The organism is Spirosoma migulaei (assembly GCF_054776855.1).
Genome location: NZ_BAAHBG010000002.1, coordinates 333,120 through 352,361, shown reverse-complemented (window position 1 = coordinate 352,361; position 19,242 = coordinate 333,120). Strand labels below are relative to the sequence as shown.

14 protein-coding genes are annotated in these 19,242 nt (G+C 46.5%); 4 read left to right on the top strand and 10 right to left on the bottom strand.

Annotated elements, in window-relative coordinates:
• Window positions 1-14 precede the first annotated feature (14 nt).
• The 3 genes from ACYVGO_RS02590 to ACYVGO_RS02580 form a co-directional block, all read right to left on the bottom strand.
• Window positions 15-314 (bottom strand): DUF952 domain-containing protein, encoded by a 300-nt coding sequence (locus ACYVGO_RS02590; RefSeq protein WP_460967360.1) that lies wholly within the window; start codon window positions 312-314, stop codon window positions 15-17.
• Entirely contained in the window at window positions 311-3,499 is a 3,189-nt protein-coding gene (locus tag ACYVGO_RS02585) for an efflux RND transporter permease subunit (RefSeq protein ID WP_142770287.1), read from the bottom strand. The genes ACYVGO_RS02590 and ACYVGO_RS02585 overlap by 4 nt, the downstream gene beginning before the upstream one ends.
• 170 nt (window positions 3,500-3,669) lie before the next feature.
• Window positions 3,670-4,602: a helix-turn-helix domain-containing protein gene (locus ACYVGO_RS02580; protein WP_460967358.1), complete on the bottom strand. Its 933-nt coding sequence runs from the start codon at window positions 4,600-4,602 to the stop codon at window positions 3,670-3,672.
• A 323-nt stretch (window positions 4,603-4,925) separates the two neighbouring features.
• Here ACYVGO_RS02580 and ACYVGO_RS02575 point away from each other — a divergent pair, with 323 nt between their 5' ends.
• Window positions 4,926-5,372: a peptidylprolyl isomerase gene (locus ACYVGO_RS02575; protein ID WP_142770285.1), complete on the top strand. Its 447-nt coding sequence runs from the start codon at window positions 4,926-4,928 to the stop codon at window positions 5,370-5,372.
• A gap of 116 nt (window positions 5,373-5,488) precedes the next feature.
• On the opposite strand, the gene ACYVGO_RS02570 is transcribed toward ACYVGO_RS02575, so the two are convergent.
• From ACYVGO_RS02570 to gcvP, 3 genes are all read right to left on the bottom strand, one after another.
• Window positions 5,489-6,298: a tryptophan-rich sensory protein gene (locus ACYVGO_RS02570; RefSeq protein ID WP_460967356.1), complete on the bottom strand. Its 810-nt coding sequence runs from the start codon at window positions 6,296-6,298 to the stop codon at window positions 5,489-5,491.
• A gap of 78 nt (window positions 6,299-6,376) precedes the next feature.
• On the bottom strand, window positions 6,377-8,371 hold the full coding sequence (locus tag ACYVGO_RS02565) for an OmpA family protein (protein ID WP_460967353.1): 1,995 nt from the start codon (window positions 8,369-8,371) through the stop codon (window positions 6,377-6,379).
• A gap of 192 nt (window positions 8,372-8,563) precedes the next feature.
• A complete protein-coding gene (gene gcvP / locus ACYVGO_RS02560) occupies window positions 8,564-11,461 on the bottom strand; it encodes an aminomethyl-transferring glycine dehydrogenase (protein WP_460967351.1) in 2,898 nt (965 codons plus the stop codon).
• Between the two features lie 255 nt (window positions 11,462-11,716).
• On the opposite strand from gcvP, the gene ACYVGO_RS02555 reads away from it, so the two are divergent.
• The 3 genes from ACYVGO_RS02555 (at window position 11,717) to ACYVGO_RS02545 (ending at window position 16,042) form a co-directional block, all read left to right on the top strand.
• Window positions 11,717-13,453 (top strand): hypothetical protein, encoded by a 1,737-nt coding sequence (locus ACYVGO_RS02555; RefSeq protein WP_460967349.1) that lies wholly within the window; start codon window positions 11,717-11,719, stop codon window positions 13,451-13,453.
• A gap of 232 nt (window positions 13,454-13,685) precedes the next feature.
• Window positions 13,686-14,900, top strand: a complete 1,215-nt coding sequence (locus ACYVGO_RS02550) for a LamG-like jellyroll fold domain-containing protein (protein ID WP_460967347.1) — start codon at window positions 13,686-13,688, stop codon at window positions 14,898-14,900.
• 284 nt (window positions 14,901-15,184) lie between these two features.
• Window positions 15,185-16,042, top strand: a complete 858-nt coding sequence (locus ACYVGO_RS02545) for an FkbM family methyltransferase (RefSeq protein WP_460967345.1) — start codon at window positions 15,185-15,187, stop codon at window positions 16,040-16,042.
• On the opposite strand, the gene ACYVGO_RS02540 is transcribed toward ACYVGO_RS02545, so the two are convergent.
• The 4 genes from ACYVGO_RS02540 to ACYVGO_RS02525 form a co-directional block, all read right to left on the bottom strand.
• Window positions 16,027-17,238 (bottom strand): glycosyltransferase family 9 protein, encoded by a 1,212-nt coding sequence (locus ACYVGO_RS02540; protein ID WP_460967343.1) that lies wholly within the window; start codon window positions 17,236-17,238, stop codon window positions 16,027-16,029. The genes ACYVGO_RS02545 and ACYVGO_RS02540 overlap by 16 nt on opposite strands.
• A 96-nt stretch (window positions 17,239-17,334) precedes the next feature.
• A complete protein-coding gene (locus ACYVGO_RS02535; protein WP_460967341.1) occupies window positions 17,335-18,099 on the bottom strand; it encodes a glycosyltransferase family 2 protein in 765 nt (254 codons plus the stop codon).
• Window positions 18,100-18,101: 2 nt separating this feature from the next.
• On the bottom strand, window positions 18,102-18,509 hold the full coding sequence (locus ACYVGO_RS02530; RefSeq protein ID WP_460967339.1) for a DUF2304 domain-containing protein: 408 nt from the start codon (window positions 18,507-18,509) through the stop codon (window positions 18,102-18,104).
• On the bottom strand, window positions 18,509-19,240 hold the full coding sequence (locus ACYVGO_RS02525; RefSeq protein WP_460967337.1) for a glycosyltransferase family 2 protein: 732 nt from the start codon (window positions 19,238-19,240) through the stop codon (window positions 18,509-18,511). The genes ACYVGO_RS02530 and ACYVGO_RS02525 overlap by 1 nt, the downstream gene beginning before the upstream one ends.
• Window positions 19,241-19,242 lie beyond the last annotated feature (2 nt).

The following is a 19,242-nucleotide window of genomic DNA, read 5'->3' as shown; positions in this document are numbered from 1 at the left end:
TAACTCAAAGACAACTAGTTCAATTGTTCTATTTCTATAACAGCATCTTTATTGAGAGGCCCATACAGATGAGGGAACAACTCATTGTTCGTAGCAAGTTCATATTTCAGTTCCTGCGTTATTTTCTCTGTATCGACATGCAGCAGCAGCAAGTCAGGAACGGTTGCATAATACCGGCCCAAGGTTGCGCCCACCTGTTCTTTTTGCGACAAATGGATAAAGCCTTCCGTCTGTAAGCTGGCAGCTTCATAAGTCGGCGAATTTTCCTGTGCAGCCCAATCGGCAGCCGAAACAATGTGATAAATCAAGCTCATGATACAACGGGTGTCGATTGATCCTCCGACTTTGGTTTCCGGGCCAGATAACTAAAAACGACTGGCACGAATAACAGCGTGGTAAACGTGGCCATTAATAAGCCTCCGATAACAGCCCGTCCAAGTGGAGCATTCTGCTCACCCCCTTCGCCAAGCCCCAGCGACATGGGGAGCATCCCGATAATCATGGCAATGGCGGTCATCAGAATAGGTCGCAAACGGGTCCGTCCTGCTTCGAGAGCCGCTTCGTAGGCATTACCGCCAACTTCAGGCAAATGATCTTTCGCGAAGCTAACCAACAAAATACTGTTTGCTGTAGCTACACCTACGCTCATAATTGCGCCCATCAGTGATGGAATACTAAACGTAGTGCCGGTCAGAAATAGCATCCAGACCATGCCACACAACGCACCTGGCAAGGCAGTGATAATAATAAACGGATAGCGGAATGATTGGAAATTGACCACCATAAGCAGGTACACCAGCAAAGCAGCAAAGACAATACCCAGACCCAATCGGTTAAAGGCGCTTTCCATACTCTCCACCTGCCCTCGAATCGAAATAACGTTACCAGGTTTTAGCTGTGTTTTGTATTCGGCCGAGATTTTCTCCAGCGCCTTCGCAACCGATCCTAGATCCGTTTTCTCGACAGACGCATACACATCATAGGTCGGTTGTGTATTAACCCGGTTGATAATAACGGGAGCAACCGTGCGTCTCATCGTCATTACATTGCTCAACAGTTGTGGCCCTGCCTGCGCCTGACCTGCCGTAACGGGCGTTTGAAGCAGTTTTTCGTATGAGTCAAGTTTGTACGGTGGTGTTTGTACCGCAATGATGTAGGGAAAACCCGTATTTGGATCGGGCCAGAAGTTCGGGCGGGTCTGACCAGTGCCACTCAGGGAAATATTCAGATTGGTTGCCACCCGTTGTTCGGTCAGGCCCAATTGACCAGCTCGTTCACGGTCCACATCCAGGAACAGCTCGGGGGCGTCTAGCACCTGGTGCAAATGCACATCAACTAGGCCTGGAATCTGCGCGATTTTATCCTGCATATCCCGCGCTACTTTAAGGTTATTAGCGCGGTCGAAGCCCGACACCTGCACATCAATAGCGGCCGTCAGACCGAAATTCAGAATCTGACTGACGATATCGGCGGGGAGGAAGAAATACGTTACGTCAGGCATTTCTTCACGTAGCCGCGCCCGCAATTCGCTGGCATAGTCGTCCGTTGAGTGCGAACGATCTTCGTTCAGCGAAATCAGCAACTCCGCATCCGCAGAGCTGGCCGATGAGTTATCGGAGAAAAAGAAATTATACCGCTCGGAGGTTAGGCCAATGTTCGTAATAATTGACCCTACTTCGGCTTCCGGAATTACTTCACGAACAATTTCAGCCGTTTTAGCCGAAACCTGTTCGGTCGATTCGAGACGGGTACCGGCAGGTGCACGTAAGTGAAGCCGCATTTGCCCACCATCGACATGCGGAAAGAAATCACGCCCGACAAACGGCAACAGCACGCCGGTGAAAATAATCACCACTAAAAATACAGCAAATACGGTTCTACGACTATTGAGTACCCATTCCAAAGCCCGAATATACCGAGCCTGAAACCGATCGAACCCAGCATTGAAGCGGTTATAAAAACGAGCAAAGGCCGATGGCCGACTCGCCGATTCAAGCTCGTGTCCTGTACCATGGCTCTCACCCTTTAGCATCAGATCAGCCAGCGCCGGAACCAGTGTCCGGGAAAGTACGTAAGACGCCAGCATGGCAAACACCACGGCTTCGGCCAGGGGACCAAACAGGAATCGGGCCGGTCCTTCAAGGAACAGAACCGACGTAAATACAATACAAATGGTAAGTGTAGAGACGAGCGTTGGCGTGGCAATTTGCTGGGCACCTTCGAGAATGGCCTGCCGTAGGGGCATGCCCAATTCTTCGTTTCGGTGAATATTTTCGATGGTAACCGTCGCATCATCCACCAGAATACCAATGGCAAGCGCCAGCCCACCTAAGGTCTGAATATTCAGCGTTTCGCCCAATAAATACAGAACAATCAGAGACGACAGAATAGATAATGGAATCGAGATCGCTACAATAAGCGTACTGCGCCAGCTTCCCAGAAAGAGTAAAATCAACGCTGCAGTCAATAACGCAGCAATTAAGCCTTCCACTAATACGCCTTTGATAGAGGCCCGCACAAACAGCGATTGATCGAACAGTGCTTCAATACGCAGATTTGATGGCGCTGCGGCCCGAACCGTTGGTAAAATCTGGTTTTTAATCTTATCGACAATTTCGGTCGTTGAGGCATTCCCCGTTTTCACGATCCGCATCAACACCCCCTTACTGCCATCCTGCTTCACAATATTCGATTGAACAGCAGATCCATCGTGCACATTAGCGACGTCGCGCATGTGAACAGTCGTTCCACCAACGGTCTTAATCGGGATGTCATTTAAAGTAGTAATAACATCAGGCTTGGAATTCAGGCGAACATTGTATTCACGCTCAGCCAGTCTCAGGGAACCACCCGGTAGCGTCAGGTTCTGAGCCGAGACGGCATTGGTCACCTCCTCTGGCGTGACATTATACGCTACCAATTGTTCGGGCTCTAAATCCACCGCAATCTGGCGGGATTTACCACCAAAGGCCTGCGATAGACGGCTACCGGGTACCGTTGAGATCTGCGGACGAACACGCGTTTGCGCGTAGTCGGTAATCTGTGATTCAGTCAGGCTATCTGACGAAAGGCCTAATTGCAGAACTGGTACATCGGTAGCGTTATAGCGGACAATAAGCGGAGGCTGTGTTCCGGGCGGCATACGCACCAGAATTGTCTGCGAAATGGCCGTTACCTGCGCGAGTGCTTCTTCTATTTTAACGCTGGGCTGGAAAAATATTTTTAGAACCGCAGTGCCATTGTAGGTCTGCGATTCGAGCCGTTGAATGTCACTTACGTTATTAATCAGTGAGGTTTCGGAGAAGTTGGTGATCATCTTCTCCATTTCGTTCGTCGACAAACCGGTATACCCCCAAATGACGGATACGACCGGAATATTAATACGCGGAAAAATGTCGGTTGGCATTTGCGTAACGGCCAGCCCACCCATTATCATGATCAGCAACGCCATAACGGCGATGGTATATTTTTTTTCAAGCGCTAAGCGAACAATCCACATGATGAATCAGGTAAGTAATTAGTACCTACAGCCTTAAGCAATCACTCTATCTACTAATGGCTCAAAATTAACGGTACGCCCATCAACAGAACAGGTAGGTTTTGTAGTTTCACTGGTAAAAAGTGCAGATACTAAAAATTAGGTTAGTAAAATTACCAGTTAACATTGGCTTATGCGGCTAAAGCATAGAGTTGCTCACGGTAGGTCCGGGGTGTTATGCCCGTTATGCTCTTAAAAAATTTGGTAAAATTAGATGGATCATCGAAGTGAAGTTGGTAACCAATCTCAGCTACAGTCAGATTCGTATTCCGAATTAAATTCTGAGCCTCAAACGCGGTTCGCTCCCGAATATGCTGTAGCGCCGTTTTACCCGTGTATTTCTTCAGTATATCGCTCAGATAATGGGGGTGAATATGCAATCGTTCAGCTGCTTCGTGAACAGTAAGTAAAACTGGCGCGTCCTGATTGGGATCAGGCAGGTAATACATCTGCAACAAACTCTGAAAACGCTCAACCAGCGAAACAGGTTGAGAATACTCGATGGCCGAAAGTGTTTGGCGGTAGGTGTGACGACTCTTTATCAGCAACGCCTGAAGCAAATGGTAAATTAAATCCAATCGATCCGCTTTTGAACGCGTTGGATGACCAGATTCGGCAGCAATGAGTTCAAATTGACTGGCCAATTCTGTTACCTCATCGGTTGTAATATGAATTAACGGTTGAGCCCCTTTCCGATAAAAAGGGTATTCCTGCATGGGATCGGAAAGCAACGACCGCTTGGTTACGAATTCTGACGTAAACATCAGTACCAGACCATGCCATTGATCTTCTTTATGGATTGATCGGACTGTCCAGGGGCGCAAAAAATATAACGTTCCCGGCTGAACCTGATAAGGAACGCCATCCAGGTGAATAGTGCCCGTCCCTTCAGTTACCAGAGCGGCCACATAGGTACTACTTCGAAACGGCGGAATTACTTCTCCGGGTCCGCCAAATTGCTCAAATGGAAAAATACCGAAGCATCGATTGGTGGTGTCAATCGACTTCACAGCCTTCAAAAAATCCGGCAGGTTATCGTAGTACGGAATCGATTGATTTTCCACGTTAATTGACGTTCAGGACAAGAATAAACGGGTACGAATGGCTCAATAAGGAAACCTACGGAAGTAATAGTACTCAATAAGAAAAATAACGTTGAGTAGAATTGCACAAAAACAAGAAGTCATCCCCTACTCCTTTTTGTTTTCAACTTAATACAAGGCAATTTAGTTGCATTATTCCACAAAAACCAACACCAATAATTGACTTATTTAAAGAATTAATTTATCTATTCAGCCTGGCTGGCCAATGGAAAGTTGCCCATTTATGGAACCACATTGACTGGAAATCGTTGTAGGTTTGCATACAAAACAAAATTGATTAGGTTATGCCAAAGGCACAAATGAATACGGATAAGGGCACGATGACCATTGAGTTCTTCGAGAAAGATGCTCCGAAAGCGGTAAACAACTTTATCACGCTTGCTAAAAAAGGATTTTACGACGGGGTCAAATTTCACCGCGTTATTCCAAATTTCATGATTCAGGGGGGTGACCCAACCGGAACTGGTGCGGGCGGACCAGGCTATACCATTGATTGCGAACTAACCGGTGAGAATCAATACCACGACCGGGGTGTATTGTCGATGGCCCACCGGGGCCGTAACACGGGTGGTTCGCAGTTTTTCATCTGCCACAACCGCCAGAACACGGCTCACCTCGACCGGAACCACACGGTTTTTGGCAAAGTTGTTGACGGCCTGGACGTAATCGACCAGATTCAACAGGGCGATAAAATCAACAGCATCACGGTGCTGGAAGACGAAGCGGCTTAAGCCAGGATAAGACTCTTGCGTAAACGCCCACGCTTCTATTGGAGTGTGGGCGTTTTATCTTGCGGTGATGTCAGTTTCTAAAAACTGACATCACCGCAAGCCGCTTTGTAACCACACTAACTATACGACGGTGTTTTTCGAGAAATCAGGCCTGCGATGGCCAGCCCTACCGCAATAATAGCTCCGGCACCTGCTACTAGCTTGATTTGATTATAGCTCGTTTGCTCAACGGCGATGGCCACATAAGCCCAGGCGAAAACCAGTATATACGCTATACTTCGAAACCGGTTAAAGACAACAGTGCCAACCAATAGCCCTACAATTAGCATGGCCACAGCCCAGGTTTGTTCGCTCAGATCCATCAGACCAAAATCGGTCGCTTTTAAATACACAGTAACATTAAGAATAGTCGCAACTGTAAGCCAGCCGAAGTAGATCGAAAAGGGAACACGAGCTAACCATGTTTCTGCTGCTGATGTTGTCGATTCTGGAAGGGTCGCATTTTGGTCGATCGCTACGATGGGAACGTGTTTCTTTTCTAACAGACGTTGCTCAATAATGAGCAATGAAAACAGCATCACCAGGATAACGATCAGCGCAATTCCGATTTGTTCATTATTGAAGAGTGGACTCCAGATGGCATTACAAAAGCCATTCAATACAACCCACCAGCCTATATCCCGAAACCGAAGATTTGTTCGCTGGGTGCCAAGCCCCTGATAGACCGCAAAGGCCAGCAACCCAAGAAAAATGATTCCCCAAATGGAAAACGCATAACCTGCCGGTGTAATTAGCGTATGGTATTTATCCGAAATTTCTTTGTTCGTTTTCCCTCCAAACGCACCGACATTGGAGAGATAGTTCATAACGATAAGCGAAATGACACTAAACACAACGAAAAATTGACGCAGTCTGTCGTTCTTCATAAACAATAAGGCCCTGGTTATTAAGCGATAACCAAGGCCTTAAATATAGTGCTTACTTCGTTTGATTCGATTCTGGCCTTACAATTCCAGAATCTTGATCTCTGTTCGGCGGTTGCGCTGGTGTTCCTCTTCGGTTTTGGCATTTTTAACCACCAGTCGAGTTTCACCATACCCTTTCGCCACAAGGCGATCGGCCGAAATTCCCTGCGACACAATATAATCAACGGCGGCTTTTGCCCGGTTCTGCGACAGTTTCAGGTTATAGGCATCTGAAGAACGCGTATCGGTATGTGAACTGAGCTCCAGTTTGAGCGTTGGGTTATCTTTCAAAATGACCACGATCTTGTCGAGTTCTGGCGAAGCATCCGCCCGGATATTGTACTTATCCAGATCGTAATAAATGTTTTCCAAAACAAACGTCTTGTTGAGTACCGATTTATCCAGGAGAACCGGAACGTAGAACGTTGTGTCGGTCTGGGATTTGGTCAGAAAAACCGGAGGGATGCTTTTACCCTGCATCGTAAATTGCTCCCGACGAGTCAGATAGCCCTTCCGTTCGGCCAGAATTGTATAGTCTTTCCCTTCCTGTAATGGATATTTACCAAACGTGCCCGATTCTCCCGTTGTTACTTCGGCAATAGGTTGGCCGGTGGCATCGTCCAGAATTCGTACTTTGGCTGAATCCAGTGGCACAACGGGAGTTTCGTTGACCGAAACAGTTCCTGCTATAAAATAACGTACGATTTTAGGTGCATCGGCTGGCGGTGGATTCTTAGCAATCGTGGTTGTATCGGCAGGTGGGCCTTCCTGGAAGAAATAGATATCATCGTCCCCTTTACCACCTGTCCGGTTAGATGCCAGGAAGCCTTTTGCCGGATCGGTATAAACCAGGCCAAAATCATCGGCTGGCGAGTTAATTGGCTGACCCATATTCTCAACCCGCGTAACGCCCCCTGAACGAGTGGCCACAAAAATGTCCAGTTTCCCTAAACCGGGATGTCCGTCTGAGGCAAAATACAATTTGGCATTCGGGCCAACATAAGGGAACATTTCATCGCCGGCGGTATTTATATCGCGGCCCATATTGACCGGGCGACTAAAGCGTCCTGATGCGTCGATGCTGGTCCGATACAAGTCGATTCCACCAGCGCCACCGGCCCGGTTCGATGCGAAATAGAGCGTTTTGCCATCCCCCGAAAAGGCGGGTGAACCATCCCAGGCTAATGAGTCACTAATGGGTAACCGAAGCGGCTGACTCCAGGTAGTACCATCGAAGCGGCTGATATACAGATCAACGTCTAATCCACCTTTGCGTTTGCCATTGTTGCCCCGTGCCAGCACCATTGTTTTGCCATCCTTCGAGAAAGCCGGTGTACCCTCATTCACATTACCCTCAAAAATGTTTGTACTGAACAGTTCAGGTTTGGGCATACTACCGGTTTCATCGGGATTCTGGTTCAGCTTGGTTTTATATAGGCCCAGCATCGGCTGGCCATTATTTTTATAAACCTGCTCTTTTCGCGAAGCTGTAAACACGAGCTCTTCGCCCCGCACAACGGGCGCAAATTCAGCGCCCGGCGAGTTCAGGTTACCCATATTCCGAAGCGTAATCAACGACTTGTTTTTGGCAATGATGTCAATGGCCTTTAAGGTTTCAACCTCTCGCTTTGCCTTATCGAGTGTGCCTTTGGCTGTGGTTCTGGGCGCATTGGCTACGTACTGCTGCAATTGCTCGAGTGCCCCCGTATAATTTCCCTGCGATTTCAGCGCGTAGGCATAATTCAACCGGGCGTCTGGCTCGGTCGTGTTGGCTTCAATGGCTTTCTGGTAGAACGGAACCGCTTCGCCAAACCGGTTCGATAACCGGTAGGATTCTGCCGTGTAATAATTCAGCCGAGCGGGGTCTATGTTTCCCTTAGCCGCTTTCTGGAACTGGTTCAGTGCCAGATTGTACTCTCCAGCGTCGTAATGACGAACGCCTTTTTTATACGCCTGCATAGCCGAGTTGCAGCCCATTAATCCGGAGGCCAACCCCACCGCTATTAGCAGTACAGACAACGTATTGATTTTCATAGAGGTTAGTGAGCAGAGTACTTTTTCCGCGCCCAAGATACTGCAAATTCAGGCGGGTACTACTTTTAACGAATACAATTGGCTTTTTATTGAGCAAATTTTGACTAGTAAAGCATATGAAAAAGCCACTTACCTAACAAGGGCAAGTGGCTTTTCAACAATTATTTTTTTACTACTTTATCAGACTTATTGCTATTTCTCTGCTCCTACTTCTTCCGCAACCTCTTCAGTATAAGCTTCTACCGGCACACAAGCGCAAACCAGATTCCGATCGCCGTAGGCTGAATCGATTCGGCTAACGCTTGGCCAGAATTTTCGGGCGCGAACCTGCGGTAATGGATAAACCGCTTTCTCGCGGCTATAAGGCCGGGTCCAGTTATCACTCAACGCAACAGTAGCGGTATGGGGTGCGTGTTTCAGCACATTGCTAACGCGATCGGCCTGGCCGTTTTCGATCTCCCGAATTTCTTCACGGATAGCAATCATAGCCTCGCAGAAACGATCCAGCTCTGCCTTCGATTCCGATTCGGTTGGCTCAATCATTAAGGTACCCGCTACCGGGAACGAAACCGTTGGCGCGTGGAAACCATAGTCCATCAATCGCTTGGCGATATCTTCAACTTCAACCCCCGTTGCCGTTTTGAATGGACGGCAGTCAATGATCATCTCGTGCGCACAACGGCCATTGGAACCTGTATAAAGCGTTTCGTAATGACCACTTAAGCGCGCTTTGATGTAGTTGGCATTCAGAATGGCGCGTTTGGTTGCGTTCGTCAATCCTTCGCCACCCATCATCGCGATGTAGGCGTAGGAAATGGTCAGGATACTAGCCGAACCGTAAGGGGCTGCCGAAACAGCATGGATCGCCTGACTACCGCCAATATGAACCATAGAATGCCCCGGCAGGAAAGGCACCAATTGCGATGCGACACCAATTGGTCCCATGCCCGGTCCACCGCCACCATGCGGAATACAGAATGTTTTGTGCAGGTTCAAGTGGCAAACGTCTGCACCAATGTTAGCCGGTGAGGTCAAACCAACCTGCGCGTTCATATTCGCGCCATCCATATACACTTGTCCACCATGCTGGTGAATGATATCGCAGATTTCAATGATGCCTTCTTCAAACACCCCGTGCGTAGATGGGTAGGTTGCCATCAGGCACGAAAGGTTTTCACTGTATTGCTCGGCTTTCGCTTTCAGATCAGCGACATCGATGTTACCGCGCTCATCGCATTTTACGATGACCACTTTCATGCCCGCCATAACGGCACTGGCCGGATTTGTTCCGTGCGCCGATTGTGGAATGAGGGAAATTGTCCGGTGCGTATCGCCCCGGCTTTCGTGATAGGCTCGGATAACCATCAGACCTGCGTATTCGCCCTGCGCACCCGAGTTTGGTTGCAACGACATGGCGGCAAAGCCTGTGATTTCACAAAGCCAATCATTCAATTCTTTGAATAACTGCTGATAACCAGTTGTTTGATCTTTCGGCGCGAATGGGTGGAGTTTACCAAATTCTGGCCACGTAACCGGAATCATTTCGGCCGTAGCATTCAGTTTCATGGTACAGCTACCCAGCGATATCATTGAATGCACCAGCGAGAGATCTTTATCTTCCAGCGACTTCAAGTACCGCAGCATTTCGTGCTCTGTGTGGTATGTATTGAATACCGGATGCGTCAGGTAATCAGATGTTCGGACAAGTTGTTCCGGCCAGGTAGTTTCCAGCCCTTCCAGAATTGCCTCCATATCTGCTTTCACGCCAAATACGGTCAGCAATTCGGTTAGATCATGATAGGTTTTAGCCTCATCGAAGGAAACGCTAACATGCTCATCATCGGGCAGATACTTTAGATTAATTTGAGCGGCCTTCGCTGATTTTTTCAACGATTCGGTGTCCGACACTTTTACCGTTACCGTATCGAAATAATTTTCGGTACTAACCTCGTGGGCACTCCAACGTAGCGCCGTAGCAAATGCCTTTGTTAATCCATGCACTTGCTCGGCAATGGAACGAAGCCGTTGCGGGCCATGATAAACCGCATAACTACCAGCCATAACCGCCAGTAATACCTGCGCCGTACAAATGTTTGACGTAGCTTTTTCGCGACGAATGTGCTGCTCGCGGGTTTGCAATGCCATCCGTAAAGCAGGTTTCCCTTCGGCATCCTGCGACACCCCAATAATCCGACCTGGAATCTGCCGTTTGAAGGCATCGCGGGTTGCGAAAAAGGCGGCATGTGGACCACCATAACCCATCGGCACCCCAAAACGCTGCGATGAACCAACGACAATATCAGCACCCATTTCACCGGGCGATTTCAGAAGCGTCAAGGCCAATAAATCAGCGGCAACGGCAACCGTACTATTTAATTCGTGGGCAGCAGCAATCAGGTCTGTATAATCGAATACTTCCCCATCCGTAGCCGGGTATTGGAGCAAGAGACCGAAAATATCCCCGTTCGTGAGGTCAACCGTGCGGTGATCGCCAATGAGAATGTTAACTCCAATTGGCGTAGCGCGGGTTAACAGAACATCAATCGTTTGGGGATGGCAGCGCTCCGAGACAAAAAACGTACTGGCATTTTTCTTGGCGGCTGGCCGCATCGCATACAGCATATGCATGGCTTCGGCGGCAGCGGTACCTTCATCCAGCAGCGATGCGTTGGCTAGATCCATGCCCGTTAGGTCTGATACTACGGTCTGGAAATTCAATAGCGCTTCGAGCCGCCCCTGAGCAATTTCGGCTTGGTAAGGCGTATAGGCCGTGTACCAGGCTGGATTCTCCAGAATATTACGCAGGATAACATTTGGCGTGATGGTGTCGTAATATCCCGTACCGATGTAGGATTTGAAAACTTTATTCTGTCCGGCTATTTTTTTAAAATCAGTCAGAAACTGCATTTCCGACTTAGGGTCGGGCAAATTCAGCGGATTTTTGAGTCGAATGATTTTGGGTACGGTCTGCTCAATCAGTTGATCGATGGATTGGACGCCCACCGTTTTAAGCATTTCGGTCAGAGCCGCGTCTGTTTGACCGTGATGACGGTCCTCGAAGGATTCCTGATAACGAAGATTTAACTTCATTGAACGATGGTTTCTATAGTCTGTTAGATCAGACAAATTTACGCAATCCTCCCGTAAAAGCCGTATCGTTAAGGGAATTGTGCAGCCTTGTCATCGCCAGATAGTAGTTTACTGGACGAATCATATACCCAGATAGTGTATTATGAAGTATACTTGCTCTATTATTTGACAACAATCCTTTTCGTATTAAGACTTTTCTTCGTTTAACTACCTGTTCCCCGCCGGAAACACAAATCGATACAACGCGCAATCTACATGAACTCACACCCTGAATGGCCATCCCCTTTAGCCTCAGATTCGTCGTCACAGACGCCAAAGGCACCGGCCTTTCAATACCTCCTTCTTAGTGCACTACTAGCTATTCCAGCTATCCTTTATTACGCTACCATTTACACAAATGCCTACAACTTTCCTTACGAAGACGATTTTAATAGTGCCCTTTCCTTTATTGCCGACTACACCTCAGGAAAACTTACGACTGGCGAAAAGCTCAACCTCATCGTTTGGCAGTACAACGAGCACCGCATTGTTTTCGACCGGCTCGTTTTTCTGACCGATTACTGGCTATTTGGGCAATTAAATTTCGTGCATCTAATTCTGGTCGGGAATCTGGCGCTTCTGCTTGTTGGCTATCTTTTTTTAAAAGTGGCGTTCCGTGGTTTACCACTCAATCAGAAACTTTTGTATCTACTGCCTGTCGCCTACTCGCTTTTTTCGTTCCAATACTGGGAACTGTCGACCTGGAGCATGGCTGCCTTGCAGAATTTATATGTGATTCCGTTCGCTCTATTCAGCATTTACAGTTTAAATCAGGCTGGTCGAAGGGCTTTTGCGTTTGCCTGTGCAGCAGCGATTCTGGCAACATTTACCAGCGGTAATGGGATGTTCACGTTTATGGTGGGTATCCCGCTACTGGTTCTCCTGAAGTCCTATCGAAAACTGGCGCTTTGGGTACTCATCGGGGGCGCAACAGTAGGGTTCTATTTTACGAATTACATCAGGCCGCCCTACCATCCGGATATTGTCGATTCTTTATTTAATCATACGGGCCGCGCCATCAGCTACTTTTTCTCATTAACCGGCTCGATGGTCGGTATCGGACGGGCCAAATTAGCGATGGTATTTGGTCTGCTGTTGCTGCTCGTAACGCTAGGACTGCTCGGCTATCTTTGGTATAAGAAACGGCTTACGGCCCATTTGCCCGTATTGGGTTGGTTAGTATTCCTCTATCTTACCTGTCTGTCGTTGATGGCTTCCCGGTCGGGGATGGGGGTAGAGCAGGCGTTCAGCCCGCGCTATGGCATTGTGGTCGTTATGTTATTTGCCACACAGGCTGTCCTGGCGATTGAAGCATTTACGCAACGTTACCTTCGCCTGGGCATATTGGGTGTTTATCTTGGCGTTGCAGTATTTATTTATTTGTCATCCACCAATCAGAGCAACCGGCAGCGTATTGTTGATCGAACCCAGCAACTGCAATACAGTACAGCTTTCTTTAACGACAATCGCGCGAATCTGTTTTTACACTGGGGCAATCCGGGAGTAGCCGAGCCGATTTTCAACGATGCGATCAAGCGAGGTCTTTACAAGATTCCAAATCTCACCTTCCGCGATCTTAAAAGCAGCCCGCAGCCCTTCGATTCAACAAAATTGGTTGCCACAAACACGGTCACCTCGGAGGTGAAGCCCTACAGCACACCAGAAACTCTGGTGTTTTACCGATCATGGGCTCTGGTCAATAACGGCTTGCCCAAAAACACCGTTATTCAGATCGTGGCACAATCCCCAACCGCCAGTTACGTTTTTGACACCCACAAACACGTTTGGGATGACGTAACCGACCATACTTTAGACAGACAGTATACCCATCCGGGCTTTTCCTGCGTTCTCGACAAAAAAGACCTGAAGGCGGGGCATTATATGTTATGGCTTTGCCTGACAGATGGAGCGTCAAAGGCCTATCAGCAACTGGATGTGACGCTGGATGTTTGAGACAAAATTCATTCGGTAGTACTTTTTCATAACTCTTCCAGTCAATTGCAACTTGCGATCTATCTCATCAGTAAGGCTTATTATCCAAGAAAGAAACAATTGTTTACTAAAGGACAGTAAACTCCAGTGATCTTCCTCTTTTTTCTGCTAATTTTCCTCGTATTTGATAGCCTTGTTAGGCTTGATCAACCATTAAGAGTCGCGCCCCTTACTCTATCCAAACTTGGACTAAATGAATTTTACATCTACGTGTTTTTTTATTTTTCTATTGTTTTTACCCACCTGCATTCAAGCACAGGATTTAACTAACGGGCTTCTGGCCTGGTATAAATTTGATGGTGATACAAAGGATGCAAGTAGCTCCGCCAAACATGGCACGTCTCATAATGTGACCTTTGGGCAGGGGAAATGTGGAGATTCTAATTCGGCTATTTATTTAAATGGCAAGGATGCTTATATAGACCTTCCCCTTGCTACTCAATTAAATGGTAGACAAAAACTAACAATCACCGCCTGGGTCAAACCCATACGCTTCAATAATATCCAACACACATTAAAATCTGTTTACTCGCACTGGATTGACTACGGGAATTCAAACCCAATAGGTATATTGTTTGGCGTAAGTCCCGATAGTTCTGTTGTCAATGCTTTTTCAGGAGGGTATCAGGTTAGTTCTGTGAATAGCGTTGTGCACTCAAACGAATGGCAACTAATTGTTCTTCTTTATGATGGAACGAAAACGCTTGCAGCTGATCGTGCAACGTTTCAGGTAAATTGTACCGCCTATAATCCCACCTGCAACACGATCTATTCAACTTGTTCAGCTACACCATCTTCTATTGGGAACTTAGCCAATTACACCTATATCGGTACACGAAAAGATAACAGTGGGAGTTTTGTCGATTATTTTGAAGGGTTTATTGATGATGTAAGAATTTACGATCGAGTTCTGACTAAGGACGAACTTAACAAATTGTTCCTGCTATGTGGTCCCCTTGTCTGTGATGACAACAATTGCTTAACCGAAGATCAAATTAATCCAAACACCTGCCAATGTGAGCATACTTCCAAACCTAAACCAGATTGTAACGATAACAACAATCAAACTGATGATACGTACAATGAGAGTGCCTGCGCATGCGAACATGTTTTGAATCCAGTAAATCCTGCAAAACCCGGCGTTTATACTCCGTCTTCATTCACGCCTAATAAAGATGGCATAAATGACATCTATAAACCTATCTATCAAGGTGTTGGAAACGCCGTATTAACTATTTTTGACAGATGGGGCGAAGTGATCTTTAAAGGGAGTAGTCTCGCAGATGGATGGGATGGTACATACCGAGGTATTCCCTGCATGCAGGGTATTTATCCGTATTCTATAAAAGGAATTTATGATACCGGAGAGGAGTTTACAGTTCAGGGAAGTATAGTTTTGGTCAAATAAACGATAAATTCGTTCTTACTTGGCCCTGGCATTACCCCAAAGCCAGCATTTTAATTGTTATTGACAAAGAGTAGAGAAAATAAGGTGCTGATTTGGCTTCTCTTATTTTTATTGGCAAGCTAGTATCATTCCATTGGATTGTGAACGTAATTCTCTGGTAAGGTATACAGAGATATAGCTGGCGGAAAAATCAGGAGAAAAATTTCGGCACGTTAGTTGTTAACATTGGTTCGAAAGCCTACTTTTTGACCTGTATTGACCATAACCTAACCTCTTCACCCACAATGAAGCAAGCCCTTCTTAACACTGTTTCCTCTACCTTAGATCGTTTGGGTTTTGATGGAGACAGGGTTCTCTTTAAAACTGCCATTTTAGCCCATAAATTAGGCTTGAAAGGCGCTATCGACAACAGCAAACCCTACAATTTTGGTGACTTCTCAATGTACGTAGATGCTCACGATACGTTGCAAATTACGGGCTCAGGTAAATTCGAGGAAACTGAAACACAAACCATTCTTTCGTTCGTAAAAGAAGATACTGTGATGCTCGATATTGGAGCAAACATGGGTTTTTACAGCATTCGGGTGGGGCAAAAAGCAAAGAAAGGAAAAGTGATAGCCTTTGAGCCAGACCCGGGCAACTTTGCTATTCTTCAAAAGAACCTGGCCTTAAACACGTTAACAAACGTAGTTACTTATAATGCCGCTCTGTCGGATAAAAAAGATACGTTACGTCTTTATAAACATCCATTCAATGTCGGTGATTATCGACTTTATAACGACGGTGATTTTACTGAATACGTTGATGTACCCACATTACGTATCGACGATACGGTCAGCGAGCGAGTTGATCTCATAAAAATTGATGTTCAGGGATTTGAATACTTTGTTTTAAAAGGAGGGCGCGCTCTTTTGGCGAAGTATAAGCCAATCGTCATCAGTGAATTCTGGCCGCGCGGTTTGTACAATAGCGGGGCTTCTCCGGCTGATTACCTGACAATGATGCAAACACTAGGCTATTCGGTCAGCCGAATTGATGAAGCGAACAAAACCGTTGTAGAAACTGATTACAATATCTTATTTGCCGAAAGTAAAAAAGGGGCGAACCGGTACACAAACCTTGTATTTCAAACAGCTAACTGATGCAATAATGAAGGCAACAGTTTGATCACCCGCTCTACCGATATCTCCTCAATTGGGTAAGGTGACTCGGGGTTAAATGCTGGTGCTATTTCTGTTAGTCGATGTCTGTTTTCTTCGATAAAAGTGGGATATAAATAGTGAATATAATCACCAATAGGGCTCGGATACGGGTGCCAGCGGACCAGCGTTTTACCCTGAGAAATTACTAAAGACGGTGTTTGAGTTGAAGCAGCAATGTGGATAACACCGGTTTCATTGGCAATGAGTAATTCCGCACTGTTAACCACATAAACCAGTTCTGGAATTGATAACTTTCCTGTTAGATCAACTACCGATGATAAGTCTGGCATATGTTTTTTAAAGGCATCGGCATACATAATCTCACTCTTCATGCCGGTTAAAACAAGTTTACAGGCTGGGTAATGGTCCAAAATAAATTGAGCCACCTTCGCAAATTTTTCTGCCGGCCAAATTCTAAAGTCCTGTCCAGCACCAAGCGATAAAACAACATACTGATTAGGAAGTAACACGGGTTTGGCATAAGCAGTCTTCAAAACGGGTTGCCCAGGTGAAACGGGCTCTTCCAGAAATGCTTCTACCAATTGACAGTTTCGCTCCATTTCAAATACCAGCCCGTCACCCGATGGAAGCAGACGCGTATAGAGCTGACGACCAAACCGATCTTCCCACCGTTTGATATTCACAAAATCTGTCAGGCACCCAACCCGTTCGGAGGCACCCGTTGCTTTAGCCAGAAAATCGTCTAGCACAAGAACCCGGCTGTAAGTTGGGCAAAAAACGCTCGAAAATCCCTGTTGTCGAAGCTGACGCACAAAACGAAACCGATAGAGGGGCCGAGTACTTAGCTTGTAAATATCAGTCCAGATAAAGGAATCTATCAGATCGCCATCGAAAATCTCCGCAACGGTTCGGATGGCGTGGTTGGCGCAGAGTGTGATTGAATAGTCTTTATACCGGGCCGATTGCCGAATTGCCTGCAAATAGGGTCTGAACGCCATATAGTCACCCAACACATCAATCCGCAGAATCAACAAGGTATTTGGTTTCTGCTTAATTGGACCAACAGATAAGACCGCAAGGCGATCAATACCATACAAAGCCAGATCAATGAGTGCAAGTAGTGGAACCAGCAGAGGTGATGTCTTCAGAATCCGAATGATATTTTTCAGTAACATGGCAGCTCTATTCAATTCAGTTTGTCATCAGACAGGACTACCAAAATGAGTAAACCAGGGCCTACTATTTTGTCAAAACCACAAATTATGGCGGCATTATTTTACAAACTGATAAACGGAGGTTATTGCCTGATTATGCAGTTTATGCAACCATCGAATAGGCGTACTCGACCAATACCGACTGAATGTCTGATAATCTTCATCAAATTGTAACTGATACTGACTCCCCCCCTTAGAATCGGCATGAATGCGGAATGCTGTTAAAGGCTGAGGTAATATAGCGGGTGGCTGCAGTTCTCCTAAACGCAACCACCAGTCATAATCCATTGTGTAACACAATGATTCGGTCAGGAAACCCAAGTCTGTATGAACCTGCCGACGCCAGAAGGTTGAAGGTTGACAGATGGCATTGGTCATGCCTAAATACAGTGCAGGCGTAAGTGATCGGAGTAGCCGCTTATAGTGCCGAATAGGCTGCTGAATAACACGACTATGCTGATCAACAATTTGGCAATCGCCCGTAAGCCAGAGTTTATCAGGATGTTGGGAAAAGAAGTTACCCACAGCAGCCAAGGCACCAGGCAAAAAATAATCATCCGAATTTAGCCAGCAAACAATATCACCAGTCGCCAGATGCAGTCCCTTATTAATCGCATCGGTCTGCCCATTATCGGGTTCGGCAATCAATGTAAGCTGATCTTTATAGGTTTCAAGTACGGACAGGGTGTTGTCGGTTGAAAGACCATCGACCACAATGTATTCTAGCCGGGGGTAATTCTGCGAAAGTACCGATTCAACCGTTTGCCGAATGAAAGAAGCCTGATTATACGAAGGTGTGATAACACTGATGGATGGCAACATGATTACTCTATGAGTGTAACCGGTTCAGCTAGCGTGCTTGATTCGGATTCACTCAGTAAATGATGGCTTTTGAGTTCGTTTTTCAGCAAAGCAACTTCCTGAGTGAGTACTTTAATCTGATTCTGTAGCCGCGAAACAACGACCGATAAGTGTACCAAAAAAACTAAAATCGCAAAAATAGCTCCCAGGAATACCAGCGAAGGTGGATAAAATACACCCAATGCCAGTGAAATCTGCTCCAATCCCTTTCGCCAGATAGAGAAAACGATCAGCACAAGTGTACAGGCAATCCACAAAATGGAATACTCCTCCCGAAGTTTGCCTTTTACAATCAGTCTGAAAATAAACGCCAGAAACAAAAACGCGCCTAATAGACTGATAATCTGTATTGTTATTGGTACCGATGCCATTAGTATGTACGTTTATTTATCAAACGAAAATACATAAATACGATTGCAAGCGACACTTTCAGCATATAGTAAAACGCCCGACTGGTGTTAATGGACGACACGCCTTCTTCACGTTGGCGCATTCTGACGGGAACCTCTCTGATCCGTAACCCCTGTAACCCAAACTGCACGATCGACTCGGGTTCTGGGTATTCATCTGGATAATATTTATTGACCAGTTCAATGGTACGTCGATTAAACGCACGAAAACCAGACGTACTATCGTAAATGGTTTTCCCAATGAGTAATTGATTCAGCCAGCGAAAATATTGGATACCTAACCGACGGGTAAAAGATGACTGGAACCCTTCTCGATTGATAAACCGCGAACCAATTGAAACATCTACCTCCTCGGCTAGAACAGGCAGAAGAACCTTAGGTAACTCTTCGGCGGGGTGCTGTCCATCGCCATCCATCTGAACCGCAATATCATACCCTTTCTGATAGGCATACCGGTAGCCACTATGCATAGCTCCACCAATGCCAAGATTAACAGGCAGGTTTAAGTAAAAGCAGGGAAGCGTGCGAACAACAGCCATTGAATCATCAGTAGAGCAGTCATTGACAATCAGAATGTCTAATTGATAGCTCTCGCGGTCACGTATCGCCGTAAGTTCACGTACTACCTGAGCAATAGCCCCCTGCTCATTATAGCAGGGCACAATGACCAGGATATGCGGCTTAGTAGGCATAA